Below are 26,761 nucleotides of genomic sequence, written 5' to 3' on the forward strand. Positions count from 1 at the left end.
CCGAACGCCCCGGGCCGCCGAACGCCGCGGATCGGCGGCCCGGGGCCGCCCGGGGCCCGGGCCCGCGCGTCAGCCCGACAGCTTGCGCATCAGCCGGACGCCCTGCGCCGCCGTGAGGTGCGGCAGGTACGCCTTGCCGATCGCCCGGGTGATGCCGGGCAGCGCGGCCGGGTCGGGGTAGGCCATGTACATCGGCCGGTACTCCGGCTGGAACTTCGACTTGAACGCGAGCAGCGAACGGAAGCCGTACACCGGCTCCAGCACCTTGCCCATCCAGTCCAGCATCCGCTGCAGCCCGGTGGGCTCCTCGCCCTGCCCCGCGCGGGCCAGCGGCGCGCCCGACAGCGACAGGAAGCGCGCGCCCTCCTCCTTGAAGCCGAGCGCGGCGGAGGCGATCAGGAACTCGTTGACGCCGCGGAAGCCGTCCGAGCGCCGGCGCATGAAGTCCAGCGTCCAGCCGACCGGCACGCCGTCCTCGTACACCGGCATCCAGCTGGTCAGCCCGTGCACCACCCGCTGCTCGTCCACCGCGACCAGCACCCGGACGTCCGGGTCGTCCAGCTCCTCCAGCCCGCCCAGCGTGAACCCCATCTCGGGCAGGCCCTTCTCGGAGACCCACTCCTCGGAGATCGCCCGGATCTGGTCCCGCAGGGCGAGCGGCGCCTCGTGGTAGGCCCACCACTCGGCGGTGATGCCCTGCTTGCCGGCCTTGTTGAGCGCGGTGCGGATGTCCTGCCACTTGCGGCCGGTGAAGGCCAGCTCGGGCAGCGCGACCACGGTGTCCTCGGCGACCTGCACCGAGCGCCAGCCGAGCTGCGCGGCGGCCTCCCTGGTCTGGCCGCTGACGCTGTAGAAGCACGGCGTCCAGCCCCGCGCGTCGCAGTACCGGGCGAAGCCGGCCACCGCCCGGGCCCGGTCCTGCGGCGCGCCGAACGGGTCGCCGGTGGTCAGCGCGACGGTGCCCACCACCCGGTAGGCGACGGCCGCGCGGCCCTGCTCGTCGAACCAGTAGTGGTTGCCGTCCCAGGTGGTGATGAACGACAGCGTCCCGCCGCCGTGCTCGGTCAGCAGCGCCCGGGCCCGGGCGGCGGCCTCCGCGTCGGTGTGCAGCACCGGCCGGCGGAAGGCCGACAGCAGCACGGCCAGCGCCACCACCCAGAACGCCAGCCCGCAGTACGTTTCCAGCAGGCGTGCCACCGGGCCGACCGCGATCGGGTAGTCCGGCAGCAGGTCGTTGTACGCGGGGGGCAGGAACTGCGCCGGCAGGCCGTGCAGCAGCCGGCGGACGCTCGCCCCCGGCTCGAACTGGCCGGCCACCAGCCGCCCGAGCCCCACGTACGCGGCCGAGGAGACCAGCGCGGCCCCGCCGAGCACCACCACCAGCCGGCGCACCGACCGGCCGGACAGCCGCAGCCGGAACCGCTTGCGGGTGGCCAGCAGCAGCCCGGTGGTGAGCAGCGGCAGCAGCATCGCCTCGACGAAGTACTGCACCACGTCCTGGCTGACCGGCCCCGCGTCCACGTACAGCCAGCCCAACAGCGCGCCCCAGAGCAGCTCGGTGGCGACGGTCACCAACCAGGCGAACCGCAGCCCCCGGCGCAGTCCCTCGGCGAGCACCAGCAGCAGCGCCGGGAACAGCGTCGCCATCAGCCGGCCGGGGGTGTCGAAGATCCGGACGACGGCGTGCGCGCGGGCGCAGTCGTGCGCGGACATCGCGCAGAAGTCGGCCACCTCGTCCGGGCTGAGCCGGTGGGAGAGGTAGAGCTCGGAGAAGGTGTTGAACGGCCCGCTGGCGGTGTCGTACAGCGACGCGAGCAGCGGCCCGAAGGCGGCGGCGACCAGGCAGAGCGCGACCAGCACCCGGGTCTCGGAGTGCGAGGAGCGGTGCGAGCGCAGGTACGGGCGGCCGCGGCTGATCAGCGCGCCCACGCCGAGTCCGGCCAGCGCGGCGGCGCACCGCTGGACGCTCTGGAGGTGGCCGACGTACAGCGTCATGACGAGCGGGACGAGCAGTACCAGCAGGTGCAGCCGGCGGCGCCAGAGCACGGTGAGCCGGTACCCGAGCACCCCGGCCAGCGCGAACAGGCCGACGGCGGGGCCGACCGAGATCTGGTCGGCGACCGAGACGGTCCACTGCTCGCCGGCCGAGGAGCCGAGCGCGACCAGCCCGGCGCCCAGCAGGGTGCCCGCGACCTGCCCGCCGACCAGCACCGCGAGGGTGCGCAGCCGGCCGAGCCGGTGCTCGGCGGCCGGGCCGACCAGGAGCAGCAGCAGGCTGGTGAACACGTACGAGCCGCGGCCCGAGCACCAGAGCGCCGAGGTGAACGGCGCCCACCAGTGGCCCTCGGCGAGCGTGGGCAGGCCGACCCCGGCCCGCTCCAGCAGCCGCTCGGACGGCCCGTGGGTCAGGCTGCCGGTGGCCGCGCCCAGCAGCCAGAGCCCGGCCAGCAGGGCCAGCGTCAGCGGCGCCGCGCGCAGCCGGGTGCCGAGCGCCCGGGCCGCCCGCCGGACCCGCTGCGGCCGCGGCTCCGGCGTGCGGGTGACGGGGGCGCGGTCCGCGCCTCCCTCGGCCGCGCGCTGCGCGACGACCCGCGCCGTCCGGTGCTCGCCCTCGCCGACGGCGACGGCGGTGGCTCCCGCCCCGGTCACCGGGTCAGCCCGGTCTGCTGGGCGAGCCACGGGATCTGCTGGGCGATGCCGGGGCGGAAGACGACCCAGCCGTGGCCGCCCGGCATCAGTTCGAACTTGGACTTCATCCCGGCCCCCTGCACGGCCTGGTAGACCTTCTCCATCTGCGGCCTGAACTCGTCGTCGGTCTCGCCGACGACCATGGCGACGTTGGTGTCCGGGAACTTCTTGCGGGCCATCACCTGCACCGGGTCGACGGCGTCGAACTTCTTCTCGTCCCCGTCGAACGCGGCCTTGACGGTCTGCTCCCGGGTGCCCAGGGTCGGCTCCTCCTGCCCGGACATGTCCAGGACGGTGCCGTACACGTCGGGCGCGTTGACGCCGAGCTGGAGGGCGCAGGTGCCGCCCATCGAGGCACCGCCGACCGCCCAGGCCCTCCGGCCGGTGGCGGTCTGCAGGTTCTGGTGGACCCAGTTGGGCACGTCCACCGCCAGGTAGGTCTGCGTCTTGGCGATCTTGGAGTCGAGGCAGAGCGTGTTGGCCCAGGTCGAGCCGAGCTGGTCGGGCATCACCACGATCGGCGCGAGACCGCCGTGCTGGGCGGCGAAGTCGTCCAGCGCCTCGTTGATCTGCGCGGAGAGCACCCAGTCCCCGGGCACCCCGGGCTGGCCGGTGATCATGACCACCACCGGCAGCAGCGGCCGCGGCGTGGCCTGGTAGGCGGGCGGGAGGTAGACGTACGCGTCGCGGGCCTTGAAGCCCGACTTGGTGCCCGGGATCGGCACCACCGAGACGGTGCCCTTGTCGGGCAGGCCGGCCGGCGGCCGCCAGACCTCGTCGAGGACCTTGTCCGGCGGAGCGGCCAGGGTCTGCCCGACCTTGGGGACCAGCCCGTCGGTCTTGGTCAGCCACGGCGCCAGCATCACCCGCCCGCTCGGGAACTGGCCGAAGCCGATGTTGACCTCGGAGGCGGCCATCAGCAGCACCAGCCCGCTCAGGCCGAGCGCGATGCCGCGGCGCCGCCAGGCGAGGTGCCGCATCCGGTAGCCGGCCAGGCAGAAGCCGAGCAGGGCGACGGCTATCCACCAGGTGACGTACTCGGGCGTGCCCTCCGGGAAGGGGTGCCACCAGCCGTCGACGACGACGTCCAGCAGCAGGCTGAGAGCGGCCGCGGTGAACAGCGCGGCGGGCAGGCGGAACCGCCACCAGCTCCGGCCGCGGCCGACGGCGAGCGCGAACAGCGCCGCCCAGCCGGCCGCGAGCACGGCGTGCGGGATCAGGCCCTCGGTGAGCGGCCAGTCGATCGGGTTCCAGCGTGAGGCGAGAGTGAGCGTGGTCATGCTGCTTTGCCCGGCTGGGTGGTGTCGGCCAGGAATCCGTAGGCCACGACGTTGCCGTCGTAGCCGCGTTCCTCGCTGTACGCGCCCCCGCAGGTGATCACCCGCAGTTGCGCGTCAGCGGCCTGGCGATAGACCCGGTCGTCCGGGAAGTCCTTTCGGTCGTGCACTTCGATGGCGTACAGCTGGTAGACGGCAGTGGCGCCGTCCGCCCGGGCGATCTCGATCCGGTCCCCGCGACGGAGCGCCCCCAGATGGTAGAAGACGGCCGGACCGGACTTGTTGTCGACGTGCCCCGCGAGGATCGCGGTGCCCCGCTGGCCGGGGCTGGCCCCGCCCCGGTACCAGCCCGCCAGGTTCCGGTCGGCCTCGGGCGGGGCCTGCAGGTGCCCGTCGGCGTCCAGGCCGAGCGCGGTCACCGGGGCGTCCAGCCGGACCGCCGGGATGCGGATCCGGGTGGGCGCGGACGCCCCCAGCGGGGGGACGACGGAGACGGGCGCGATGCCGGCCTGCGCCTGGCTGCCGCCCGGGGAGGGCGGCAGCACGGGCGATCCGCCGCGCAGCAGCCAGGCACCGAGCACCAGTGCGGCTCCCGCCGCCAGGGTGCCCGGCCAGGGGCTCCTGCTCTGCTGGACGCCCACGGGCGCTCCCCTCTGCCGACGGAATCCCACTTCCTGGGAGTTTCCTGGGAAACAATTGAACCGGATCGGACTGTAAGGCACGTCCATACGATGGTCGTATCGTCACCCGCCGATCGGCAGGGCTGCCGCCCCCTTCTCTGCGCCCAGTGGGCGCCCGATCGCAGAGCGCGACCACCGCCCCCCGCGCGCGGCCACCGCAGGACCTCGCCCGCCACGAGCTACCGACGGTTCCCCGACTCGGTTCGGTTGCGACGTTCGGGCGATCGGTTACGACCACCGGCTGCGCCTCTTCGATCACTTACGCCCTCATGCCATGCTGACTCGGTCACGGGTTCTATCACCTGACGTTCCGACCGGATCCCGCACTCCCGCACTGCCGAACGCCTCACGATACGGAGTGACCATGGACGCGCTCTCCCGCCGCACCCTGTTGGCGGCCGGTGCCGCCACCGCCGCCACCCTGGCGGCGGGCTGCGGCAGCAACCACGCCACCGGCGGGGAGCGGGCGACCGGGTCCGCCGCCCCCGCCACCGGCGCGGCCGTCGAGCAGAGCGCCACCCCGGCCCCCGCCCCCAAGCCGCAGGTCGTCCTGATCGGCGACGGCTCCACCTCCGACACCGGCGCCCAGCCGCACCAGCCCGTCCCCGAGCGGCTGCAGCCCGGTCAGCGCCCGCCGCAGTTCGTGGTCTTCTCCTGGGACGGCGCCGGCGAGCTCGACAACGGACTGTTCGCCCGCTTCCGCCGGCTGGCCCAGGAGCACGACGCGAAGATGACCTTCTTTCTCAGCGGCCTCTACCTGCTGCCCGAGTCGAAGAAGGACCTCTACCGCCCGCCCCAGCACAAGGTCGGCGCGTCCGACATCGGCTACCTGAGCGACCAGCACATCCGCGACACCCTGGAGAACGTGCGCGCGGCCTGGCTGGAGGGCCACGAGATCGGCACCCACTTCAACGGCCACTTCTGCGGCGCCACCGGCGTCGGCAAGTGGTCCCCCGAGGAGTGGGACAGCGAGATCCAGCAGGCCATGGACTTCGTGACGAACTGGCGCACCAACACCGGCTTCACCGACCTGCCCGCGCTGCCCTTCGACTACCGCAAGGAGCTGATCGGCAGCCGCACCCCCTGCCTGGAGGGCCAGCGCAACCTGCTGCCCACCGCGGTCAAGCGCGGCTGGCGCTACGACAGCAGCGGCAACGGCACCCAGGTGTGGCCGCAGAAGATCCAGGGCGGCGCCCTGTGGGACCTCCCGCTGCAGTCCATCCCCTTCCCCGGGCACACCTTCCAGGTCCTCTCGATGGACTACAACATCATGTACAACCAGTGCGGCCCCAACACCAAGGCCGATCCGGCGCTCCACCCGGGCTTCCAGACCCAGGCCCGCGACGCCTACCTGATGGGCTTCGACCGCACGTACAACGGCAACCGGGCGCCGTACGTCATCGGCAACCACTTCGAGGAGTGGAACGGCGGCATCTACATGAACGCCGTCGAGGAGGTCCTCAAGACCATCGCGGGCAAGCCGGAGGTCCGGCTGGTCTCCTTCCGCCAGCTGGTCGACTGGCTGGACGCCCAGGACCCGGCCGTGCTGCGCAAGCTGCAGACCCTCGCCCCCGGCCAGGCCCCGGCCGGCGGCTGGGAGGCCTTCCTCGGCACCCCGGCGGCGCCGCCGGCCCCCTCCGCCGCCGCCGTCGGCTGAGCTCAGGCCCGGCCGCGGACCCGGCCGGAGACCAGCGCCCCCAGCAGGGCCACCCCCGTACTGGTCAGGAACACCACCGCGAAGGCGCCGGGCGAACCGGCGCCTTCGCCCGTGTGGGCGCCGGCCGCCGAGCCGCCGCCGAGCGCCGCGAACAGCACCCCGGCCAGGCCGGTGAGCAGCACGTTCCCCAGCGCGTCGCTCATCTGCAGCGCGGCCGAGTTGGCGCCGGGGTCCTGCGGCGCGGAGAGCTTCATCATCAGCACGCTGACGCTCGCGATGGCCAGGCCCATCCCGATCCCGCCGACGCCCCAGGCCACCGCGGCCACCCACGTCGGCACCGCCGGGACGAGCACCAGCGCGGCGCCCGCGATCGCCACCGCGGTCAGCACGAAGCCGCCCCGGATCATCGCCTCCCGGTAGCGCTCGGCCCCCGGCCGCCCCTGCAGCCACGAGCCCAGCGCCCAGGTGAGCCCGCCACTGGTCAGGGTGAGCCCGGCCAGGGTCGGCGAGAGGCCGCGCTGACTGGTCATCATCAGCGGGACGAACACCTCGGCGGAGAAGAACGCGCCCGCCGCCACCCCGCGCAGCAGGATCACGGTCGGCAGCCCGCGCACCGCCCGCAGCGTCCCGGCGGGCAGCAGCCCGAGGACGGCGGGCAGCAGCAGCGCCGCCCCGGCCGCGCCCGGGAGCAGCCCGACCGGGTCGAGGCGCTGGCCCGCGTACTGCAGCAGTCCGGCGCCGAGCGCGGCCATCGCGGCCAGTGCGGTGCGGCGGCGGTCGAAATCCGCGCTCCTGGGCACCGGGTGCTCGCGTTCGGAACGCGCCAGCGCCGGGCCCATCACGGCCAGCGGCAGCAGGATCAGCGCCGGGACGGCCAGGAACACCCAGCGCCAGCCGAGGTGCTGTGTGACCGCCCCGGCGACCAGCGGGCCGACGATCGAGGGCAGCACCCAGGCCGAGGAGAAGGCCGCGAACACCGACGGGCGCAACCGCTCCGGATAGGCCCGGCCGACCACCACGTACAGCGCGACGATCACCAGCCCGCCGCCCAGGCCCTGGACGGCCCGCCCGGCCACGAAGACCCACATCCCGGGCGCCGTGCCGGCCACCAGCAGGCCGACGCCGAACAGCGCGATGCCGGTGAACAGCGGCCGCCGCGCGCCGCGACGGTCGCACCACTGGCCGGAGACGACCAGGGCGAACAGCGTGGTGGTGAAGTAGCCGGAGAAGGCGAAGGCGTACAGCCCGAGGCCGTGCAGCTCACGGGCCGCCGTCGGCATCGCGGTGTTGACGGCGGTCGCCTCGAAGGCGATCACCAGCACCACCGAGACGATCCCCAGCGTCAGCGCGCGGTAGCGGCCGCTGAGCACCCCGCCGCCGGGGTCGTCGTCGCGGGATATCGGTGCGGGGTCGACCGAGGTGGGGGAGGCAGTGGTCATACGTGACATCGTAAGAGCCGTCCGCCCGGATGGCCCCTGACCACGGTCGGTGCTCGACTCCGTCCGTGGTCCTGGGTCGCCGGTCGCCTCCCCGTCAGTGCAGCACCTTGAGTCCGACCACGCCGGAGACGATCAGCAGCAGGCAGGCGATCCGGGCCGCGGTCACCGCGTCGCCCAGGACGGTCATCCCGTACACCGCGGTGCCGACCGCGCCGATGCCGACCCAGACCGCGTAACCGGTGCCGATCGGGATGGTCCGCATCGCGTACGCCAGGCCGCCCATGCTGAACAGCAGGGCGACGCCGAAGACGGCGGCGGGGACGGGACGGGTGAAGCCCCTGGACGATTCCAGGGCGACCGCCCACACGGTTTCCAGGAAACTCGAGACGAGCAGAACGAGCCAGGCCATGACGGTGATGCCTCCGCAGTCCACAGCGGCCGAACTGCCGCTGAACTGCGCCGTCTTGTCGTCACCGGGTACGACGCGCTCGTCCGGGGTGGCGCGAACGAGGCCACCTGTCCGCGACCGTAGCACACCTTGCCATGCAGAATTTACAATCCGGCGTTGACCCCCCTCCCCGTATACGCCACCATGAATTCACTGGCCGTGTGCCCGAGTGGTTTAGGGAACCGCCTGCAAAGCGGTGCACGCGGGTTCGATTCCCGCCATGGCCTCGTGGAAAAGGAATTGCCGGTCGACTCGCGAAGTCGACCGGCAATTCCTTTCCGTTGACTCGCGCCGCTTTCGCGACGGTTTCCCGCCGCTTTCGTGCGGCTTTCCCGCGAGTTTTTTCGCGCCCGGGTTCCCGCCGCTCCCGCCGCGGCGTTCCCCTCAGGCCGTGACGGCGTCCTCAGCCCGGATCGGCAATCGGCCGACCGGCAGGCCGGTGGCGGCGCGGACGGCCGCGGCGACGGCCGCCGGGGCGACCACCGCGGGCACCGCGCCGACCGCCTTGGCGCCGAAGGGGGCGACCACGTCCCGCTCCTCCAGCAGCGTGGCGATCCGCACCTCAGGGGTGTCCAGCGCGGTCGGCAGCCGGTAACCGGTCAGCGAGGGGTTCTGCAGCACGCCGCCCTCCGTGCGCAGGTCCTCCAGCAGCGCCAGGCCCACGCCCTGCGCCACGCCCGCCTCGATCCGGTCCTCGATCTGGCGCGGGTTCAGCGCCCGCCCGACGTCCTGGGCGACCGTCATCTCGACCACCCGCACGGCACCCAGCTCGATGTCCACGTCCACCACCGCGCGCATCGCGCAGAACGAGATGGAGACGAAGGCGTCGCCCTGCCCGGACTCGTCCAGCGGCTCGGTGGGGTGCGGGCGGCACTGCGCGGTCGCCCAGAGCTCCTTGCCCTCCAGCGCCTCGGCGACCGGCATGCCCAGCACCCCGTCGTACGAGGTGATCTTGCCGTCGGCGATCTGCAGCAGCTCCGCCGACATCCCGAAGTTGGCCGCGATCGGCTGCAGCAGCTGGTGGCGGACCATCAGCGCGGCCCGCTCGACCGCGCCGCCGGAGACCCAGGTGTGCCGGCCCCGCGCGGACGGACCGGCGATCGACTGGTCGCTGTCGGCCGGCGCGATGTAGACCTCGCTGACGCCCAGTACGGTCTGCACGATCTGCCGGGCCAGCGTGGCGAAGCCCTGCCCGGCGTCGACGGCCGCGCAGATCACCGTGGCGTGGTCGCCGCTGACCCGCACCGTCGCGGTGGAGACCTCGTCCTCGCCCTCGGCGCCCAGCATGTGCACCATGCCGACGGCGTAGCCGATGCCGCGCCGCACCGCCGCCGGGTCGCCCGCGCCGCCGGGACCGCCGGGCAGCAGCCACTCGGCGTCCGGCTCGTCCACCGGCAGGGCCGGCAGCGGCTCGTCGGCGACGGCGTCCAGCAGGGCCCGCACCGGCGCCGGGCAGGTGACGGCCTGTCCGGTGGGCAGCGGGTCGCCGGTGGACATCGCGTTGCGCCGGCGGATCTCCACCGGGTCCACGCCGACCCGGGCGGCCAGCTGGTCCAGCTGCGACTCGTACGCGAAGCAGGCCTGCAGCGCGCCCTCGCCGCGCATCCGCCCGGCCGGCGGGTTGTTGGTGCGCACCGCCCAGGCGTCCACGAAGACGTTCGGGCAGATGTACGGGCCGACCGAGAACGCCGTCGCGGCGGCCAGCGCCTCGGCCGAGACGTCCGCGTAGGCGCCGCCGTCCAGCAGGATCTGCGCCTCGACCTTCACCAGGGTGCCCTCGGCGTCGGCGTGGTGGCGGTAGCGCAGGAGAGCGGGGTGGCGCGAGGTGTGGGTGTGGAAGGACTCCTCACGGGTGAGGGTCATCTTCACCGGGCGGCCGGTGCGCAGCGCCAGCAGTGCGAGGGTCACCTGGAAGGAGAGGTCCTCGCGGTCGGTGGTGGCGCCGGGCACGCCGGTGACCACCAGCCGGACCCGGTCGGGCTCCAGGCCGAGGCAGGCGGCGGTGCGGTCGCGGTCGCCGTGCGGGTCGGTGGAGGACAGGTGCAGCTCGACGCCGCCGTCCGGGCGCGGTACGGCCAGCCCGGCCTCGGCGCCGAGCGGGGCGGGGTCCTGCCGGCCGACCTGGTAGAGGCCCTCGACGACGATCTCGCCGACCGCGTCGGGGTCACCGGTGCGCAGCGGCAGGTGGCGGAACAGGTTGCCGTCCGGGTGCAGCGGCGGCGCGGTGAACGCCTGCTCGGGGTCGATCACGGCCTCCAGGGGCTCGTAGTCGACCGCGATCAGACCGACCGCCAGCCGGGCGGTGTCCGGGTGGTCGGCGGCCACCGCGGCGATCGGCTCGCCGTGGTGGCGCACCACGCCGGCGGCCAGCACCGGCCGGTCGGCGACGATCGGGCCGGCCGGGGCGCCGTCGGGGGCGCCGTCCGGGCCCGGCGGCAGGTCGGCGGCGGTGACCACGGCGTGCACACCGGGCAGCGCGAGCGCGGCCGAGGTGTCGATGCCGCGGATCCGGGCGTGCGGGTGCGGCGAGCGCAGCACCGCGCCCCACAGCAGGCCCTCGGCCCACAGGTCGGCCGCGTACGGGTAGATGCCGAGCGCCTTGGGCAGTGCGTCGCTGCGCAGCGGGGAGCTGCCCAGGCCGAACGGCTCCGGTGCGCCGCCCTCGTCGCCGTCCTGCTGGGGTGCTGCGCCGATGTCGGTAGGCGACGTCATGATGCGTGGTCGTCCTCGGGGAGCCGGATGCCGTGGGCGGGGGTGGCACCGTACGGGGCGCCGGCCGGGGCACCGCCCTCGGCGGGGGCACCGTGCGGGTGCTGGGCGACGTACGGGGTGCCGTGCGGCGGCGTGCCGTCGAAGGCGGTGCCGGGCAGCGGGGTGCCGTGCGCGGGGGTGGGCTCGTAGACCGGGGCGTCGTACCCGGTGTCGTACCCGGTGCCGTAGCCGGTGTGCTGCTGGTGGCCGTCCGGGTAGGGCAGGTACGTGCCGTGGGCGGGGGTGCCCTGGTACGCCTGTTCGGGGTAGCCCTGCGGCGGGTAGTACACCTGGTCGTCGGTGGCCTGGGCGGGGATCCCGCCGTGCACCGGGGCCAGGACGGCGGTGTCGTACACGCCGGTGTCGTAGCCGCCCGCCGGATCGCCGTACGGCGTCCCGACCGGGATCTGCGCCTGGTCGACGGGCTGCTGCCCGGCGGGGTGCGGGGCGGCGGGGTGCGGGGCCGCGGGCTGCTGGGCGGCGGGGTGCTGCTGCGGGACGTGCTCGATCCAGGCCTCGGCGTCGGCGTAGACCGGCGGCTCGACGGCGGCCCCGGGTTCCGCGGGTGTGCCGGCGGGCGGCTCGGCCACCGGCTGGGCGGGCGGGTCGCCCGCTGCCCCGCCGCCCGGCTCGGCGGACTGTGCGGCAGCCTCCGCGGCGGCTTCCTCCGCCTCCTCGGCCTCCAGGGCGCGGGCGTCCGCGACGGTCTGGACGGCGGCGAGCACGCCCTTGTAGCCGGTGCAGCGGCAGAGGTTGCCGCAGAGCGCCTGCCGGGCCTCGACCTCGGTGGGCCGGTGGTTGCGCTGGAGCAGGTCGTGCACGGCCATCGCCATGCCCGGGGTGCAGTAGCCGCACTGGACGGCGCCGGAGGCGGCCAGCGCCTGCTGGACGTCGCTCGCGCCGCCGCCGGCCGACAGGCCCTCGACGGTGTTGATCTCGCTGTCGGCGGCCAGCGCGGCGGGCACCAGGCAGCCGGCCACGAGCTGGCCGTCCACCTGCACCGAGCAGGCCCCGCACTCGCCCTGCTCGCAGCCGTCCTTGGCGCCGGCCAGGCCGAGCCGCTCGCGCAGCACGTAGAGCAGGCTCTCGCCGATCCAGGCGTCGGTGACGGGCCGTTCGAAACCGTTGACCCGCAGCGTGTAGGAGGCGCACGGGCGCAGCTCGCGGCTGACCTGCGGGGAGAGGCCGAGCGGGTCGGCGTCGAGGGTCTCGATGGGGTCTGTGCTCACTTCAGCGCCCTTCCCAGTGCCCGTCGGGCCAGCACCGCTACGGTACGCCGCAGCCGAACGGCGGCCGCGGTCGGCCCCTCGGTCACGGCCTCCCAGGCGCCCTCGGCGCCGTAGTTGTCGGGGACGCAGGCGGTGGCCACGTATTCGCCGAAGGCGGCGTTCGCGGCCGGGTCGATTTCGCGGCTGCCGTCCCAGTCGATGCAGCCGGCCACCCAGGCCTCGGCCTCCAGCGGGCGCAGCGGCACCGGGGCGACGGCCCCGACGGCGCAGCGGACCGAGCGCCGGGCCGGGTCGAGGACGAGGGCGACGGAGGCGGTGGCGCGGGCCGGGCCGCTGCGGCCGGTGGCCTTGAGGAAGACCTGCGGCGCGTGCAGCAGCGGGACGCGCACCCAGGTGAGCAGTTCGCCGGGGCGCACCGGGTCGAGGCCGGTGAGCAGGTGACTGACCGGCACCTCGCGGGTGGCGCCGGCGCGCGCGAGGGTGACGCTGGCCTCCAGTGCGGCGAGCACCGGCAGGGTGTCGCCGGCCGGCGCGGCGGTGACGATGTTGCCGCCGAGGGTGCCGACGTTGCGGACCTGCGGCGGGCCGGCGGTGCGGGCGGCGTCGGCGAGCGCGGGGATGAGCGCGGCGAAGTCGGGGCGGTCCATCCGGGCGTGGGTGAGTCCGGCGCCGAGGACGGCGGTGCCGCCGTCCTCGTAGCGCCAGCCGCGCAGTTCGGTGATCCGGCCGAGGCCGACCAGGGCGGCGGGGCGCAGCCGGCCGGCATTGACGGCTTCCATGAGGTCGGTGGCTCCGGCCACCGGTACCGCGGCCGGGGCGGTGGCCAGCGCGTCGACGGCCTCGTCGAGCGAGGCCGGCAGCATGATCGTCCGGTTCACCTGGGTCCCACCGTGCTCCACTTGCTCATCTGTCGCCTGCCGCCCGCGGCCTTCGGCCGTGCTGTCCTGCGTCAGCAGCCCGGCCTGGCCCGTAGGGTACGGGCGATCGGGCCGGGTTGGGCAACTCTGGCACACAATGCTCGATGATCACTTCGGGGCCGGTGAACGGGACTGCCCGATTGGGACGGATACCGGGCGGTATCTGCCCGGGCCAGGTTCGGGCCTGGGCAGATGTTCATCTGTTCTTGACGTCGGATGACCTTCCGGAAGTTCCCGACGGGTACGACTAACGCACCGGCGGCGGCCCCTCGATCGGCCGGCCCAGCACGCCGGGCCGACGCTGCCACGGGTGCGGTCCGCCGGCCGGGCGGTACTCGACGCCGAGCGCGTCCAGCACCGCGAGGTGCGCCGCCAGCCGCTGCTCGAACCCGGCGAAGTCGCGCGCGTCCGGCTCGGCGGGCAGCTCGGACCAGGCGACCTCGGCGAAGGCGACCAGTCGGGGGAACACGCGGTAGTCGATGTCCCGGGCGCTGTCCGCGAACTCGCTCCACAGGTTGGCCTGGGTGCCGATCACGTGCCGCGCCGCGGCCTCGTCCAGCTGCGCGGGCACCGGCTCGAAGCGGTAGACGTCCTCCAGCGTGCGGACGAAGCCGACCGGGATCGGCTCGTCCGGCCCGTCCGCCTGCCGGTGGTCGAAGTAGACGTGCTGTTCGGGGCACATCACCACGTCGTGCCCGGCCTTCGCGGCGGCGATCCCGCCGGCGAAGCCGCGCCAGGAGGAGACGGCGGCGCCCGGGGCGAGCCCGCCCTCCAGGATCTCGTCCCAGCCGATCAGCCGACGGCCGCGCCCGGCCAGCCAGCGGTCGAAGTGCCGGATGACGTGGCTCTGCAGTTCGTCCTCGTTGGCCAGGCCCAGTTCGCGGATCCGGGCCTGGGCGGCGGCGCTGTCCTTCCACTGCTCCTTGGGGCACTCGTCGCCGCCGAGGTGGATGAACTCGGAGGGGAAGAGCTCCAGGACCTCCTCCAGCACCCCTTCGAAGAAGCGCAGGGTCTCCTCGGAGGCGTTGAGCACGTGGTGGCTCACGCCCCAGTCCGTCCAGACGCCGAGCGCGGCGGTGTCCGCCACGTCGGTGTTGCCCAGCTCGGGGTAGGCGGCGACGGCGGCCTGGGTGTGCCCGGGCAGGTCGATCTCGGGGACGACGGTGACGCCGCGCTCGGCCGCGTACGCGACGATCTCGCGCAGGTCGTCCTGGGTGTAGTAGCCGCCGTGCGGGCGGTCGTCCCGGCGCTGCCCGGTCCGGTAGCCGACCATCGAGCGGTCCCGCCAGGCGCCGCGCCCGGTCAGCCTCGGGTAGCGCTTGATCTCCACCCGCCAGCCCTGGTCGTCGGTCAGGTGCAGGTGCAGCACGTTGAGCTTGTGCACGGCCAGCAGGTCGACGAAGCGCAGCACGTCCGCCTTGGGCAGGAAGTGCCGGGCGACGTCGAGCAGGGCGCCGCGCCAGCCGAAGCGGGGGGCGTCCTCGATGTCGGCGCCGGGCAGCACCCAGCCGTCGCGGCGCAGCGGCGAGCGGCGGAAGGCGTCCGGCCCGAGCAGCTGCCGCAGGGTCTGCGCTCCCCACCGCGCGCCGGCCGGGCCGCCCGCGACGAGCAGGGCGCGGCCGGGGCGCACCGTGATCCGGTACGCCTCGGCGGCGAGCGCGTCGTCCTGGACCAGTTCGATTCCGGCGCCCGGCCGGCCCGGGGGGAGCGGCAGCCCGGTGGCGGCGGACAGCGTGGCGCGCAGCCACCGCTCGGTGTCGGCCAGCACGGGCGGGGCGGTCAGCGTGGTCGAGGCGTCGAGCGGGAAGTCCTCGTCCGGGCGGCGGACGGCACGCGAGGGTGCGGGAATGAGGTCCATTCCGACATCCTGCCCACGCCCTGGCCGATTGGCATAGACCACGTGCGATCGCAGTGCCGTGCGGGACGGCGCGCTGCGGCGGCTCGGGAACGGGCCGGCGGCCTACTTGTCGCCGTCGCCGTCCTGCGGCTTGCCGATGCCGTCGTAGATCTCCTTGCACATCGGGCAGACCGGGTACTTCTTCGGGTCGCGCCCGGGCACCCACACCTTGCCGCAGAGCGCCACCACGGGAGACCCGGAGAGCGCGCTCTCCATGATCTTGTCCTTCTGGACGTAGTGCGCGAAGCGCTCGTGGTCGCCGTCCCCGTGGGAGACCTGGGGGACGGGCTCGACCAGGGTGCCGGTGCCGAGGCCGCGCTCGGGCTCAAGAGTGCTCATGGGTGCCAAGTCTATGGGCGCCCCGGGAAACCGGGCCAGTATCGCGTGTCGGGGCCGGCGGCTCAGTTCATCGTCGGGTCGTCCGGGTAGGTCGCCAGCAGGGCGAGCGGGCCGCGCTGGCGGCGCAGCACCGCGCGCCACAGCCGCTCCGGCTCGGGGCTGGAGACGTCCCCGGGCTCGCACTCCACCAGGTACCAGGCGCCGCTCTCCAGCTCGGCCTCCAGCTGGCCCGGCGACCAGCCCGCGTACCCGGCGAAGATCCGCAGGCTGCCCAGCTCTCCCGCCAGCACCTCGGGCGGCGCCCCCAGGTCGACCAGGCCGATCGCGCCGTGCACCCGCCGCCAGCCGAGCGGCTCGCCGGTGCCCGGCTCCCCCGGTGCCACCGCGAGGCCGAGTGCCGAGTCCAGCGCCACCGGGCCGCCCTGGAACACCACGGCGGGCTGCCCGACGAGTCGCCCCCAGCCGTCGAGCACGCTGCCCACGTCGACCGGGGTCGGCCGGTTGAGGACCACGCCGAGCGCCCCCTCGGCGTCGTGGTCGAGGAGGAGCACCACCGCCCGCGCGAAGTTCGGGTCGGTGAGCACGGGCGTCGCGACGAGCAGACGGCCGGTGTGGGATCGGTCTCCGTGCGAATGGGCCGCCGTCATGCCTCACATGATCCCGCAGAACGGCACCGACCGGGCACCGCAACGCCCGAAACCCGACACGCCGGACGAACACCCGTACGGCGGCACCGGCGGGCGGGAGGACGTCCGGAGAGAGCACCATCACGGGAGAGGCTCACGGGAACCAACGGCACGCCCACTACCATCTACGTCTGGTGGACGCCTATAGGTGCCGACTCGGATTCGCCGGGGGCCCGAACGCGCCCGTACGACCGGTCCACCACCGGCTCTCTCCCGGAGCCCTCCCCGATTCCTCTGGCACCCCGGATTGCGAGAACGATGACCGACGACGTCCTGCTGGTCCACGGCGGAAACCCGCTCGAAGGCGAGATCCGCGTCCGCGGTGCGAAGAACCTGGTCCCCAAGGCCATGGTCGCCGCCCTCCTCGGCCAGGGCCCCAGCAGACTGCGCAACGTCCCGGACATCCGTGACGTCAAGGTGGTCCGCGGACTGCTGCAGCTGCACGGCGTGACCGTGCGCACCGGTGACGAGGACGGCGAGCTGATCCTCGACCCCTCGCACGTCGAGAGCGCCAACGTGGCCGACATCGACGCGCACGCCGGCTCCTCGCGGATCCCGATCCTGTTCTGCGGCCCGCTGCTGCACCGCCTCGGCCACGCCTTCATCCCGGGCCTGGGCGGCTGCGACATCGGCGGCCGCCCGGTCGACTTCCACTTCGAGGTGCTGCGCCAGTTCGGCGCCACCATCGAGAAGCACCCGCAGGGCACCTACCTGGTCGCCCCGCAGCGCCTGCGCGGCACCAAGATCGAGCTGCCCTACCCCTCGGTCGGTGCGACCGAGCAGGTGCTGCTCACCGCCGTGCTCGCCGAGGGCGTCACCGAGCTGCGCAACGCGGCCATCGAGCCGGAGATCGTCGACCTGATCTGCGTCCTGCAGAAGATGGGCGCGATCATCACCCTCGGCACCGACCGGACCATCCTGATCACCGGTGTGGACGAGCTCGGCGGCTACAACCACCGCGCGCTGCCGGACCGCCTGGAGTCCGCCTCCTGGGCCTGCGCGGCGCTGGCCACCAAGGGCGACATCTACGTCCGCGGCGCCCGCCAGCTGGAGATGATGACCTTCCTCAACACCTTCCGGAAGGTCGGTGGGGCCTTCGAGGTCGACGACGAGGGCATCCGCTTCTGGCACCCGGGCGGCGAGCTCAAGGCGATCGCCCTGGAGACGGACGTGCACCCGGGCTTCCAGACCGACTGGCAGCAGCCGCTGGTGGTCGCGCTGACCCAGGCCACCGGCCTGTCCATCGTCCACGAGACGGTGTACGAGTCGCGGCTCGGCTTCACCGGCGCCCTGAACCAGATGGGTGCGCACATCCAGCTGTACCGCGAGTGCCTGGGCGCCACCCCGTGCCGCTTCGGCGCCCGCAACTTCCTGCACTCCGCGGTCGTCTCCGGCCCGTCCAAGCTGATCGGCTCCGAGCTGGTCATCCCGGACCTGCGCGGCGGCTTCTCGTACCTGATCGCGGCGCTGGCGGCCGAGGGCACCTCGACCGTGCACGGCATCGACCTGATCAACCGCGGCTACGAGAACTTCATGGACAAGCTGCGCGACCTGGGCGCCCACGTCGAGCTGCCCAGCGAGCAACTGGTCGACGCCTGATCCTCAGCCCCGCCGTACGTACGGCGAGAGGCCGGGCCCCCCGCGTGGGGAGCCCGGCCTCTCGGCGTTCAAGGGGTGGCTCAGGCAGCGCCCTTGGCGGCTTCCTTCAGCTTGGAGCCGGCGCTCACCTTGGCGCTGTAGCCCGCGGCGATCTGGATCGGCTCGCCGGTCTGCGGGTTGCGGGCGGTGCGGGCCGCGCGGTGGGTGCGCTCGAAGGTCAGGAAACCGGGGATGGTGACCTTCTCGTCGCCCTTGGCGACGACCTCGCCGACGATCTCGGCGAAGGCGGCCAGAACGGCGTCGGCGTCCTTGCGGGTCACCTCGGCGCGCTCGGACAGCGCGGCCACCAGCTCACTGCGGTTCATGTGTACTCCTGTGGTCTGTTCGCTTGCGGTGTGCGGGGGCCCATCGGTGCTCCCACCGGGGGGCACCCGGATAGGCCGCAGGTCCGCACACTGTGCTCATGCAGGCAATGCGTGGTCGCAGGCCGGATCCGTACCCGATGCCGCGCGCCGGAGCCTTCGAAGGCCCACCCGCCCGCCTGGATACGAATCCTGCCCCGACCGGCCCCGAGAAAGCCAATCGGGCCCCGGCCGGGCCACCCGAACACAGCCCGCCCGTTGGAGGTGTGACGCTCCGTCGGCTCCGGCGGACCGGGCGCGGACGGCGGTCGGGAGGACTCGCCGGAAGACCAGGGGGACGTTCCGTACTTGTCGGACACGCCTGCCCCGTGCAGGGCTACCGTACGCCCTACGACTGACAAGCCCAAACACGCCCCTCGCCCTTGTGTCGCAAGGGTTCGGGGCGGGCGGGGCGGGTATGACCGCTATTCGCACATTTGAGCGATCAGCGGCACGGCCGCCGATTCGGCCGTCAGAGCTTGACCACAGGGAAGGCGGAGGTGTCCAGGGTGCCGACGATGCCGGGGGTCGGACGGTCCGGCACGCGGTCCTCCTGGGCGCCGGCCAGGGCCGCGTCGCGCACGGCGGCGGCGACGGTCTTGGCGACGTCCTTGTGGAAGACGCTCGGGATGATGTAGTTCGCGTTCAGCTCGTCGTCGGCGACGGTGGTGGCCAGCGCCCGGGCGGCGGCGATCATCATCTCGGTGTTGACCGTGCGGCTCTGGGCGTCCAGCAGGCCGCGGAAGACGCCCGGGAAGACCAGCACGTTGTTGATCTGGTTCGGGAAGTCGCTGCGGCCGGTGGCGACGACGGCGGCGGTCTGCCGGGCGATGGCCGGGTCGACCTCCGGGTCCGGGTTGGCCAGCGCGAAGACGACCGCGTTCTCGGCCATGGTGGCCAGGTCGTCGCCGTCCAGGACGTTCGGGGCCGAGACGCCGATGAAGACGTCCGCGCCCGCCACGGCCTCCTTGAGGCTGCCGGTGCGGCCCGAGCGGTTGGTGTGCTCGGCGATCCAGCGCAGGCTCTCGTTGAGGTCCTCGCGGCCCTCGTGGACCACTCCGCGCACGTCCGCCACGGTGGCGTGCTCGACGCCGGCCGCCATCAGCAGCTTGAGGATCGCGGTGCCGGCGGCGCCGGCGCCCGACATCACCAGGCGGATGTCGCCGATCTCCTTGCCGACCACCTTCAGCGCGTTGGTGAGGGCGGCCAGCACCACGATCGCGGTGCCGTGCTGGTCGTCGTGGAAGACCGGGATGTCCAGGGCCTCGCGCAGCCGGGCCTCGATCTCGAAGCAGCGCGGCGCGGAGATGTCCTCCAGGTTGATGCCCGCGAAGCCGGGGGCGATCGCCTTGACGATGGCGACGATCTCGTCGGTGTCCTGGGTGTCCAGGCAGATCGGCCACGCGTCGATGCCGGCGAAGCGCTTGAACAGGGCCGCCTTGCCCTCCATGACCGGCAGCGCGGCCGCCGGGCCGATGTTGCCCAGGCCCAGCACCGCGGAGCCGTCGGTGACCACGGCGACGCTGTTGCGCTTGATGGTGAGGCGACGGGCGTCCTCGGGGTTCTCCGCGATCGCCATGCAGACGCGGGCGACGCCCGGGGTGTAGATCATGCTGAGGTCGTCACGGTTGCGGATCGGCAGCTTGGACGACATCTCGATCTTGCCGCCGAGGTGCATCAGGAAGGTGCGGTCCGAGACCTTGCCGATCGACACGCCGTCGATCGCCCGCAGCTTCTCGACGATCTCCTCGCCGTGCGCGACCGAGAAGGCCGCCACCGTGACGTCGATCCGCAGCGCCTCCAGGCCGGAGGCGGTGACGTCGAGACCGGTCACCGAACCGCCGGAGGACTCCACGGCCGTGGTGATCGCACTGACGGCGTTGCCCCGCGCCGGGACCTCCAGCCGTACCGTGATCGAGTTGGAGACACTGGGCACCGTCGCCATCGACGCTTCCTTCTTCCGTCTGTCCCGCAGGCTCAACATTTTGTTGAAGGCATCGCCTGCGCATGCTAGACCTCGATCGTCGCACCTTCCAAGGGATAGCCAGAAATAACGTTCATTGAGTGTGCGGATCCGACAATCCGCCCGGGCTCCACCGAGCTCCCGCCGCCCACTCCTTGCCTCTCCGGGCCGATGCGTTACATTGGACGGGACACCGGCTCGATCCAAGCCCCCGGGCCCAACCTTCGTCCCTTCGAGGGACCACTTGCCGCGAGGCGAGCATGGCGGGTCGGTGTCGTCAACGTCTGAGGGCCCCTCACCAAGCGGTGAGGGGCCCTCTTCCGTACGGCCCGTCAGTCGCGCAGCAGCGCGGGCACGCCGGCCGCGTCCGGCAGGTCGTCCGGGCCGGACAGCACGGTCAGCCGCTGGGTCGCCCGGGTCAGCGCGACGTACAGCACCCGCAGACCGGCCTCCGACTCGCCGGCGATGCCGGTCGGATCGGCCACCACGGTGGCGTCGTACTCCAGGCCCTTGGCCTCCAGACTGCCCAGTGCGACCACCCGCTCCCCCAGGCCCTCGGCCCACCCGGCCGCCTCGGCCCGGCGGTCCATCGGCACCACGATCGCCACGGTGCCGTCCACCTCGGCCAGCAGCCGCTCCAGCTCGGCCCGGGCGGCCTTGCCGAAGGCCTCCGGCGAGGGGTCGGCGGTGGCCGCGAAGCGCGGCTCCACGCCGACGTGGCGCACCGCGCTCGGCGAGGGCGTGCCCGGCGCCGCCAGGGCCAGCACCTTGGCCGCGACCTCGGCGATCTCGGCCGGGTTGCGGTAGTTCACGGTCAGTGTGAACCGGCGGCGCGGCTTGCCCGCCAGCACCTCGTCCAGCGCGGCCTGGGCCTCCTGCGGGAACGGCCAGGAGGACTGCGCCGGGTCTCCGACGATCGTCCAGGTGGCCATCCGGGCCCGGCGCCCGATCAGCCGCCACTGCATCGGGGTGAGGTCCTGCGCCTCGTCCACGATGATGTGCGCGTACTCCTTGCGCTCCACCGGCCCGTGGTCGCGCCGGCGGGAGCTGCGGTCGGCGAAGGTGGTGACCTCCTCCAGCCCGGTCAGCAGGTCCATCGCGTCCACCTCGCGGACCTTCGGGCGGGCCGGCTCGCCGAGCAGCACCTGCAGTTCGTCCACCAGCGCGACGTCGTGCGCGGACAGCGCGCCCTCGCCCGACGGGGACAGGTGGCGCCAGGAGGCGGCCAGCAGCCTCGCCTCGTCCGGGGTGACGGCTCGACGGGCGATCCGGTTGGTGTGGCGGTGCTGCTTGAGCGTGGCGAGCACCCGACGCGGGGTCAGGGCCGGCCACCAGGCGTCCAGGAAGTCCAGGAACGGCGCCTGGTCCGAGACGTAGTCGTCGAAGGACTCCTTCTCCTCCTGGCGCTGCTCGCGGGCGTAGTGGTCGGCGGGCTTCGGCAGGTCCTTGACGAACTCGTGCCACAGGGCGTCCAGCAGCAGCCGGCGGGCGCGCGGGCGCAGCAGGTTCAGCGGGGTGCCGCCGGAGCCCACCACGTTGCCGCGCACGGCCCTCAGCCGGCCCGCGTCCAGCTTCAGCACCTCGCCGCGGGCGACCACCTTCAGCACCTGCGGGGCGTTCAGCTCCAGGGCCGCGCGGGCGGCCCGGCGCAGCAGCTGCACCATCCGGGCCGAGCCCTTGACCCGGGCCGCCTCGGGGGTGTCGTAGGTGGCCGCCTCGATGCCGTCCACCAGCGAGCCGACGGCCCGGATGGCGACCTGGCCCTCCTCGCCGAGCGCCGGCAGCACGCCTTCGGTGTAGGAGACCAGCAGCGGGGTCGGCGAGACCACCAGGATGCCCCCGGCGTAGCGGCGGCGGTCCTGGTAGAGCAGGTACGCGGCGCGGTGCAGGGCGACGGCGGTCTTGCCGGTGCCCGGGCCGCCGGTGACCAGGGTGGCGCCCGCGGCGGGGGCGCGGATCACCTCGTCCTGCTCCTTCTGGATCGAGGAGACGATGTCGCGCATGGAGTGGCTGCGGGCGCGGCCCAGCGAGGCCATCAGCGCGCCGTCGCCGACCACGGCCAGCTCCTCGCCGTCCAGGGTCGGGGTGAGGTCGGGGCGCAGCAGGTCGTCCTCGACGCCGATCACCCTGCGGCCCTTGGAGCGGATCACCCGGCGGCGGATGACCCGGCCGGGCTCGACCGGGGTGGCGCGGTAGAACGGCGCGGCGGCGGGCGCCCGCCAGTCGATCACCAGCGGGCCGTACTCGGCGTCCAGCACCCCCAGGCGCCCGATGTGGAGGGTCTCGGCCACGGCCGGGTCGGCCGGGTCGAGCGGGGTGTTCGAGGGGATGCCGTGCTCCTCCGGGGCGTCCGCCCGCTGGAGGTCGATCCGGCCGAAGAGGAAGTCCTCGAACTCGTTGTTGAGGCGCTGGAGGTGGGCGCCGGCCCGGTACACCTGGGCGTCGCGCTCGGCGAGCGCGCCGGGAGTGCCGACCTGGACCCGCTTGGCGGCGTCCTCCAGGATGTACTCGGCCTCGGCGAGCTTCTCCTCCAGCCGGTGGTAGACGGTGTCGAGGTGCTGCTGCTCACCGGAGATCTCGCGCTCGCGGACGGTCTCGTGGTCGGTGGCGGGGGTGGTATCCGTGTTGCTCTGCATGGCCTCGGTGGTAGCGGCGGAATCCGGCTCCGGAAAACGAGCGGACGGATGATCCTACGCTGCGACCCCCGCGCAGCGCTGCACCGGAGCGCACAAAAATCGAAGGCCGCCCTCCGCGCGGGGCGGTGGGCGGCCTTCGGTGTGAACATGGGGTGGTGGAGATGCCGGGAATCGAACCCGGGTCCAGTGGAGTTAATTCAGGGCTTCTCCGAGCGCAGTCCGCTGTGATTTTCTCGGCCCTGGCAGTCACGCGGACAAGCCGCCAACAGGCCCAGCTGCTGTTTGATTTCCCATCCGCCCCCGCAGCCCGGGCGGACGGTTGAGTTCCCTAGATTATGCCAGGGTCCGGGTCGGGAACTCCCCGGTCTGACACCCAAGCGCTATCGGTGCTTATTAGGCAGCGAGAGCGAACTGCTGGGAATCGCGCTTAGAGTTGGCGATTATTTTTTGCGACACGTGGTTTACGAGATCATTGCCGCGTTCCTCGGCTCGCTTCCCCTGTTTCAACATCCCCTGTCGAAACCGATCATCCCCATGTTTTTTTGAGAAACAGCTCGGACGTCGACCGTCCGTGTTGCTTGGGCCATAGTACGCGAGGCGACGGGCGAGGGTCCAGCGGATTAACCCTGGCGCCGCCGGGCGGCGGCCACGGCGCGGGCCGTCTCGCGGGTGTCCTGCTTCTCGCGGAGCGTCTGGCGCTTGTCGTACAGCTTCTTGCCGACCGCCAGCGCGAGTTCCAGCTTGACCCGGCCGTCCTTGAAGTACAGCGAGAGCGGGACCAGGGTGTGGCCCGCGTCGCGGACCTTGGTCTCGATCTTGCGGATCTCCATGCGGTGCAGCAGCAGCTTGCGCTTGCGGCGGGCCGCGTGGTTGGTCCACGTCCCCTGGGTGTACTCGGGGATGAAGACGTTGTCGATCCACGCCTCGTGGTTCTGGACGTAGGCGTAGCCGTCGACCAGGTTGGCCCGCCCCTCGCGCAGCGACTTGACCTCGGTGCCGGTGAGTACGAGGCCGCACTCGTAGGTGTCGAGGATCGTGTACTCGTGCCGCGCCTTCTTGTTCTGCGCGATCAGCTTGTGTCCGGTTTCCTTTGCCATAGCGCGGACATTCTCGCACTTCGGGCGCCCGGGGGCAGCCCCTTTACGCGCGGGTCCCGAGCCCGGCGAGGACGCGCAGGGCGAGCGCGTCGGCGTCCTCGCCGGCGGCCGCCGGGACGTCGGGGGCGAGGCCGGTGCCGTCCGGGGAGCGGCCGGCGGGGGTGAAGTAGCGGCCGACGGTCATCTCCAGCACGGCGCCGTCGGCGAGCCGGCTGGGCTGCTGGACGGTGCCCTTGCCGAAGGTCCGCGCGCCCACCACCACGGCGCGGCTGCGGTCCTGCAGGGCGCCGGCGAGCAGTTCGGCCGCGCTCATCGTGCCGCCGTCCACCAGCACCACCAGCGGGGTGCGCTGGTCCCCGCCGCGCGGGGCGGTCAACTCCCTGGTCCCGCCGCGCTCCTGGTACGAGCCGACCGGGCCGCCGTCCAGGAAGACCCCGGCGGTGCCGGCCGCCTCGTCGACCAACCCCCCGGAGTTGCCGCGCAGATCGAGCACCACGCCGGTGTGCGCGGCGCGCAGCGCGGCGCGGACCTGATCCGCCACGCCGCTGGTGAAGGCCCGTACGGTGATCCGCAGCACACCCTTGTCCAGGCGCTCCACGGCGACCTGCCGACTGTCCAGCAGGGCCCGCCGCAGCCGCAGTTCGCGCACCTCGCCCCCGCCGCGCCGCACCTCCAGGGTGACCTCGGAGCCGGCCCTGCGCTCGTCGCCCTGGCCGCGCAGCCGCGCGACCACCTCGGTGACGGGCAGGTGGTCGGCCTGGTCCGGGCCGACCCGCAGCAGCCGGTCGCCGGGGGTGATCCCGGCGGCCGCGGCCGGGCCGCCGGGCGCGACCTGGGAGACCTCGGTGGTGCCGTCCTCGCCGCGGCCGACGGAGAGGCCCACGCCGAGGTAGCGGCCGTCCAGCCCCTGGCTGAACTCGGCGTACTCCTGCGCGCTGTAGTACGCGCCCCAGCGGTCGCCGCTGGCCCCGAGGAGGTGCTCGGCCTGCTGCTCCGACAGTGCGCTGCCCGCAGGGTCCGACGGGAGGCCGACGCCCGCGGCCCGGGCGGCGTCGGCGGAGGGGCGCGGCGGCACGTCGGCCGGGTCGCCCCAGGCACCGGCGGCCGCGCCGGTCAGCAGTACGGCGCCGAACACCAGGCTGAGGACGGCCACCTGACGTGCCCCGCGCGGAGTTTGCAGCATGGACCGGAGTGTAGACACCGCCGGGTGGCGGCGGGTCGGAACGGTGGAGCGCGGAACGGCGGCGGCCCCGGACGGCGCAGTGCCGTCCGGGGCCGTCGAGGCGTCCGGGGATCAGACCTTGAGGTACTTGCGCAGCGTGAAGAACGCCGCGATCCCGGCCATGCCCATACCCACCACGACCAGCAGCGGTATCACCGCGAGCACCGAGCCGAGGCCGATGAAGTGGATGAACTGCACCCGGTCGGCCAGCCAGTTCTGGACGAAGAAGTGCCCGCCGACCAGCAGTCCGGAGGCCATCACCGCGCCGAGCAGCGCGGCGAACGCGGCCTCGGCGATGAAGGGCATCTGGACGTAGAAGTTCGAGGCACCGACCAGGCGCATGATGCCGGTTTCGCGCCGCCTGCTGAACGCCGACACCCGGACGGTGTTGACGATCAGCAGCAGGGCGACGAAGAGCATCAGCACCATGATCACGAAGGCCGCCGTCTGCAGGCCGTTGAGCAGGCCGAACAGGTTCTCCAGGATCTTCCGCTGGTCCTCGACCGACTTCACGCCGGGCTTCCCGGCGAACGCGCTCTGGATCACGTCGTACTTGGTCGGGTCGTTGAGCTTGACCCGCCAGGACTGCGGCATGGCGTCCGGGCCCAGGACTGAGATGAGCGGGTTGTCCGGGTTCATGTCCTTCCAGTGCTTGTACGCCTCGGCGGAGCTCTCGTACGTGGCCGACTGGACGACGGAGGACATCTTGTCCAACTGGTCCTTGATGTCCTGGACCTGCTGGTCGGTGGCGGCGCCCTTGTCGCACTGGGGCGAGTTCCGGGCGTCCGCCTTGGTGCAGAAGTAGATGCTCACCTCGACCTTGTCGTACCAGTACCCCTTCATGGAGTTCACCTGGTCGCGGACCAGGAGCGAGGAACCGGCGAGGGCGAGGGAGAGCGCGACACTGACGACGACCGCGATGGTCATCGTCAGGTTGCGTCGGAGACCCACACCGATCTCCGACAGGACGAACTGGGCACGCATGCGGGAAACAACTCCAGGGTCGGTACTGCTGGGGTCGGGCGATCCGGGCGGGCGGCCCCACGGGTCAGCGCTGGTCGGTCAGTGCTGGTAGCCGTAGACGCCGCGGGCCTGGTCGCGGACGAGCAGCCCCTTGTCGAGCTCGATGACGCGTTTGCGCATCTGGTCGACGATGGCCTGGTCGTGGGTCGCCATCAGCACCGTCGTGCCGGTGCGGTTGATGCGGTCGAGCAGCTTCATGATGCCGACCGAGTTCTGCGGGTCGAGGTTGCCGGTGGGCTCGTCCGCGATCAGCAGCATCGGACGGTTCACGAAGGCGCGGGCGATCGCCACGCGCTGCTGCTCACCGCCGGACAGCTCGCCCGGCATGCGGTCCTCCTTGCCGCCGAGGCCGACCAGCTCCAGCACCTCGGGCACCACCTTGTTGATGGCGCCCTTGGGCTTGCCGATCACCTCCAGCGCGAACGCGACGTTCTGCGCGACGGTCTTGTTCGGCAGCAGACGGAAGTCCTGGAAGACGGTGCCCAGCTGGCGGCGCATGTGCGGCACCTTCCAGTTGGACAGCTTGCCGAGGTCCTTGCCCAGCACGTGGACGGCGCCCGTGCTGGGGCGCTCCTCGCGCAGGCACAGGCGCAGGAAGGTGGACTTCCCCGAGCCGGACGAGCCGACCAGGAAGACGAACTCGCCCTTCTCGATCTCCAGCGAGACGTTGTCCAGGGCGGGACGGTTCTGCTTGGGATAGGTCTTGGAGACGTTGTCGAATCTGATCACGGCTGCATCACGGAGGCCATCCTAGGCGGCGCCAGTCCTCGGTCGGTCCGCCCCGGAGGCCCGGTCCGCGGGCGGGCGAAGGG

General features: G+C 73.0%; 19 protein-coding genes, 1 tRNA gene, 1 other RNA gene, 1 pseudogene and 1 riboswitch. Of the genes and pseudogenes, 3 read left to right on the forward strand and 19 right to left on the reverse strand.

Annotated features, from left to right (window positions below):
* Positions 1-69: 69 nt before the first annotated feature.
* Genes IF30_RS48765 through IF30_RS0126200 form a run of 3 tightly spaced genes read right to left on the reverse strand, consistent with a single transcriptional unit; the run spans position 70 to position 4,606 of the window.
* Positions 70-2,679, reverse strand: a complete 2,610-nt coding sequence (locus tag IF30_RS48765) for a bifunctional lysylphosphatidylglycerol flippase/synthetase MprF (protein ID WP_199807926.1) — start codon at positions 2,677-2,679, stop codon at positions 70-72.
* Positions 2,646-3,968: an alpha/beta hydrolase gene (locus IF30_RS0126195; RefSeq protein WP_051711178.1), complete on the reverse strand. Its 1,323-nt coding sequence runs from the start codon at positions 3,966-3,968 to the stop codon at positions 2,646-2,648. Before IF30_RS0126195 ends, IF30_RS48765 begins: the two co-directional genes overlap by 34 nt.
* The gene (locus IF30_RS0126200; RefSeq protein WP_030242959.1) at positions 3,965-4,606 is read right to left on the reverse strand and encodes a class F sortase; all 642 of its coding nucleotides are present in this window, start codon (positions 4,604-4,606) and stop codon (positions 3,965-3,967) included. Before IF30_RS0126200 ends, IF30_RS0126195 begins: the two co-directional genes overlap by 4 nt.
* A gap of 403 nt (positions 4,607-5,009) precedes the next feature.
* On the opposite strand from IF30_RS0126200, the gene IF30_RS0126205 reads away from it, so the two are divergent.
* Entirely contained in the window at positions 5,010-6,302 is a 1,293-nt protein-coding gene (locus tag IF30_RS0126205) for a hypothetical protein (protein ID WP_030242961.1), read from the forward strand.
* Positions 6,303-6,304: 2 nt separating this feature from the next.
* Here the strand turns inward: IF30_RS0126205 and IF30_RS0126210 are convergent, their stop codons facing one another.
* Together IF30_RS0126210 and IF30_RS0126215 are read right to left on the reverse strand one after the other, a co-directional pair.
* Positions 6,305-7,741 (reverse strand): MFS transporter, encoded by a 1,437-nt coding sequence (locus IF30_RS0126210; protein ID WP_030242963.1) that lies wholly within the window; start codon positions 7,739-7,741, stop codon positions 6,305-6,307.
* 94 nt (positions 7,742-7,835) lie between these two features.
* Positions 7,836-8,150: a DMT family transporter gene (locus tag IF30_RS0126215; protein ID WP_030242964.1), complete on the reverse strand. Its 315-nt coding sequence runs from the start codon at positions 8,148-8,150 to the stop codon at positions 7,836-7,838.
* Positions 8,151-8,194: 44 nt separating this feature from the next.
* Positions 8,195-8,260, reverse strand: a riboswitch (guanidine-III (ykkC-III) riboswitch).
* A gap of 84 nt (positions 8,261-8,344) precedes the next feature.
* Here IF30_RS0126215 and IF30_RS0126220 point away from each other — a divergent pair.
* Positions 8,345-8,416 (forward strand) — tRNA-Cys (locus tag IF30_RS0126220).
* A gap of 157 nt (positions 8,417-8,573) precedes the next feature.
* Here the strand turns inward: IF30_RS0126220 and IF30_RS0126225 are convergent.
* The 6 genes and pseudogenes from IF30_RS0126225 to IF30_RS0126250 form a co-directional block, all read right to left on the reverse strand.
* The gene (locus tag IF30_RS0126225) at positions 8,574-10,901 is read right to left on the reverse strand and encodes a xanthine dehydrogenase family protein molybdopterin-binding subunit (protein WP_037901240.1); all 2,328 of its coding nucleotides are present in this window, start codon (positions 10,899-10,901) and stop codon (positions 8,574-8,576) included.
* Between the two features lie 593 nt (positions 10,902-11,494).
* A pseudogene (locus IF30_RS46980) lies at positions 11,495-12,094 on the reverse strand ((2Fe-2S)-binding protein); the annotation flags it as partial.
* A 71-nt stretch (positions 12,095-12,165) separates the two neighbouring features.
* Complete coding sequence (locus IF30_RS0126235) at positions 12,166-13,032, reverse strand: FAD binding domain-containing protein (protein ID WP_051711190.1); 867 nt, start codon at positions 13,030-13,032, stop codon at positions 12,166-12,168.
* 301 nt (positions 13,033-13,333) lie between these two features.
* Complete coding sequence (locus IF30_RS0126240; RefSeq protein WP_030242970.1) at positions 13,334-14,944, reverse strand: beta-N-acetylhexosaminidase; 1,611 nt, start codon at positions 14,942-14,944, stop codon at positions 13,334-13,336.
* A 102-nt stretch (positions 14,945-15,046) separates the two neighbouring features.
* Entirely contained in the window at positions 15,047-15,322 is a 276-nt protein-coding gene (locus IF30_RS0126245; RefSeq protein WP_030242972.1) for a DUF3039 domain-containing protein, read from the reverse strand.
* Between the two features lie 62 nt (positions 15,323-15,384).
* Positions 15,385-15,969, reverse strand: a complete 585-nt coding sequence (locus tag IF30_RS0126250) for a YqgE/AlgH family protein (RefSeq protein WP_030242973.1) — start codon at positions 15,967-15,969, stop codon at positions 15,385-15,387.
* 297 nt (positions 15,970-16,266) lie between these two features.
* On the opposite strand from IF30_RS0126250, the gene murA reads away from it, so the two are divergent.
* Positions 16,267-17,607 carry a UDP-N-acetylglucosamine 1-carboxyvinyltransferase gene (murA, locus tag IF30_RS0126255; protein WP_030242975.1) on the forward strand — a complete coding sequence of 447 codons (1,341 nt, stop codon included), beginning with the start codon at positions 16,267-16,269 and terminating at the stop codon, positions 17,605-17,607.
* An 80-nt stretch (positions 17,608-17,687) separates the two neighbouring features.
* Here the strand turns inward: murA and IF30_RS0126260 are convergent, their stop codons facing one another.
* The 8 genes from IF30_RS0126260 to ftsE form a co-directional block, all read right to left on the reverse strand.
* The gene (locus IF30_RS0126260; protein WP_030242980.1) at positions 17,688-17,972 is read right to left on the reverse strand and encodes an HU family DNA-binding protein; all 285 of its coding nucleotides are present in this window, start codon (positions 17,970-17,972) and stop codon (positions 17,688-17,690) included.
* A gap of 508 nt (positions 17,973-18,480) precedes the next feature.
* Positions 18,481-19,953, reverse strand: a complete 1,473-nt coding sequence (locus tag IF30_RS0126265; RefSeq protein WP_030242981.1) for an NAD-dependent malic enzyme — start codon at positions 19,951-19,953, stop codon at positions 18,481-18,483.
* Positions 19,954-20,303: 350 nt separating this feature from the next.
* Positions 20,304-22,607 carry a HelD family protein gene (locus IF30_RS0126270; protein ID WP_030242983.1) on the reverse strand — a complete coding sequence of 768 codons (2,304 nt, stop codon included), beginning with the start codon at positions 22,605-22,607 and terminating at the stop codon, positions 20,304-20,306.
* 153 nt (positions 22,608-22,760) lie between these two features.
* Positions 22,761-23,141, reverse strand: a transfer-messenger RNA (tmRNA) gene (ssrA, locus tag IF30_RS44650).
* A gap of 86 nt (positions 23,142-23,227) precedes the next feature.
* The gene (gene smpB, locus IF30_RS0126275) at positions 23,228-23,704 is read right to left on the reverse strand and encodes an SsrA-binding protein SmpB (RefSeq protein WP_030242985.1); all 477 of its coding nucleotides are present in this window, start codon (positions 23,702-23,704) and stop codon (positions 23,228-23,230) included.
* 43 nt (positions 23,705-23,747) lie between these two features.
* Positions 23,748-24,887: a S41 family peptidase gene (locus IF30_RS0126280; protein ID WP_030242991.1), complete on the reverse strand. Its 1,140-nt coding sequence runs from the start codon at positions 24,885-24,887 to the stop codon at positions 23,748-23,750.
* Positions 24,888-24,998: 111 nt separating this feature from the next.
* A complete protein-coding gene (gene ftsX, locus IF30_RS0126285) occupies positions 24,999-25,910 on the reverse strand; it encodes a permease-like cell division protein FtsX (protein ID WP_030242992.1) in 912 nt (303 codons plus the stop codon).
* 78 nt (positions 25,911-25,988) lie between these two features.
* On the reverse strand, positions 25,989-26,678 hold the full coding sequence (gene ftsE, locus IF30_RS0126290) for a cell division ATP-binding protein FtsE (RefSeq protein WP_030243003.1): 690 nt from the start codon (positions 26,676-26,678) through the stop codon (positions 25,989-25,991).
* Between the last annotated feature and the right edge of the window lie 83 nt (positions 26,679-26,761).

The organism is Streptomyces sp. NRRL S-350, from assembly GCF_000719705.1.
Classification (GTDB): Bacteria; Actinomycetota; Actinomycetes; order Streptomycetales; family Streptomycetaceae; genus Kitasatospora.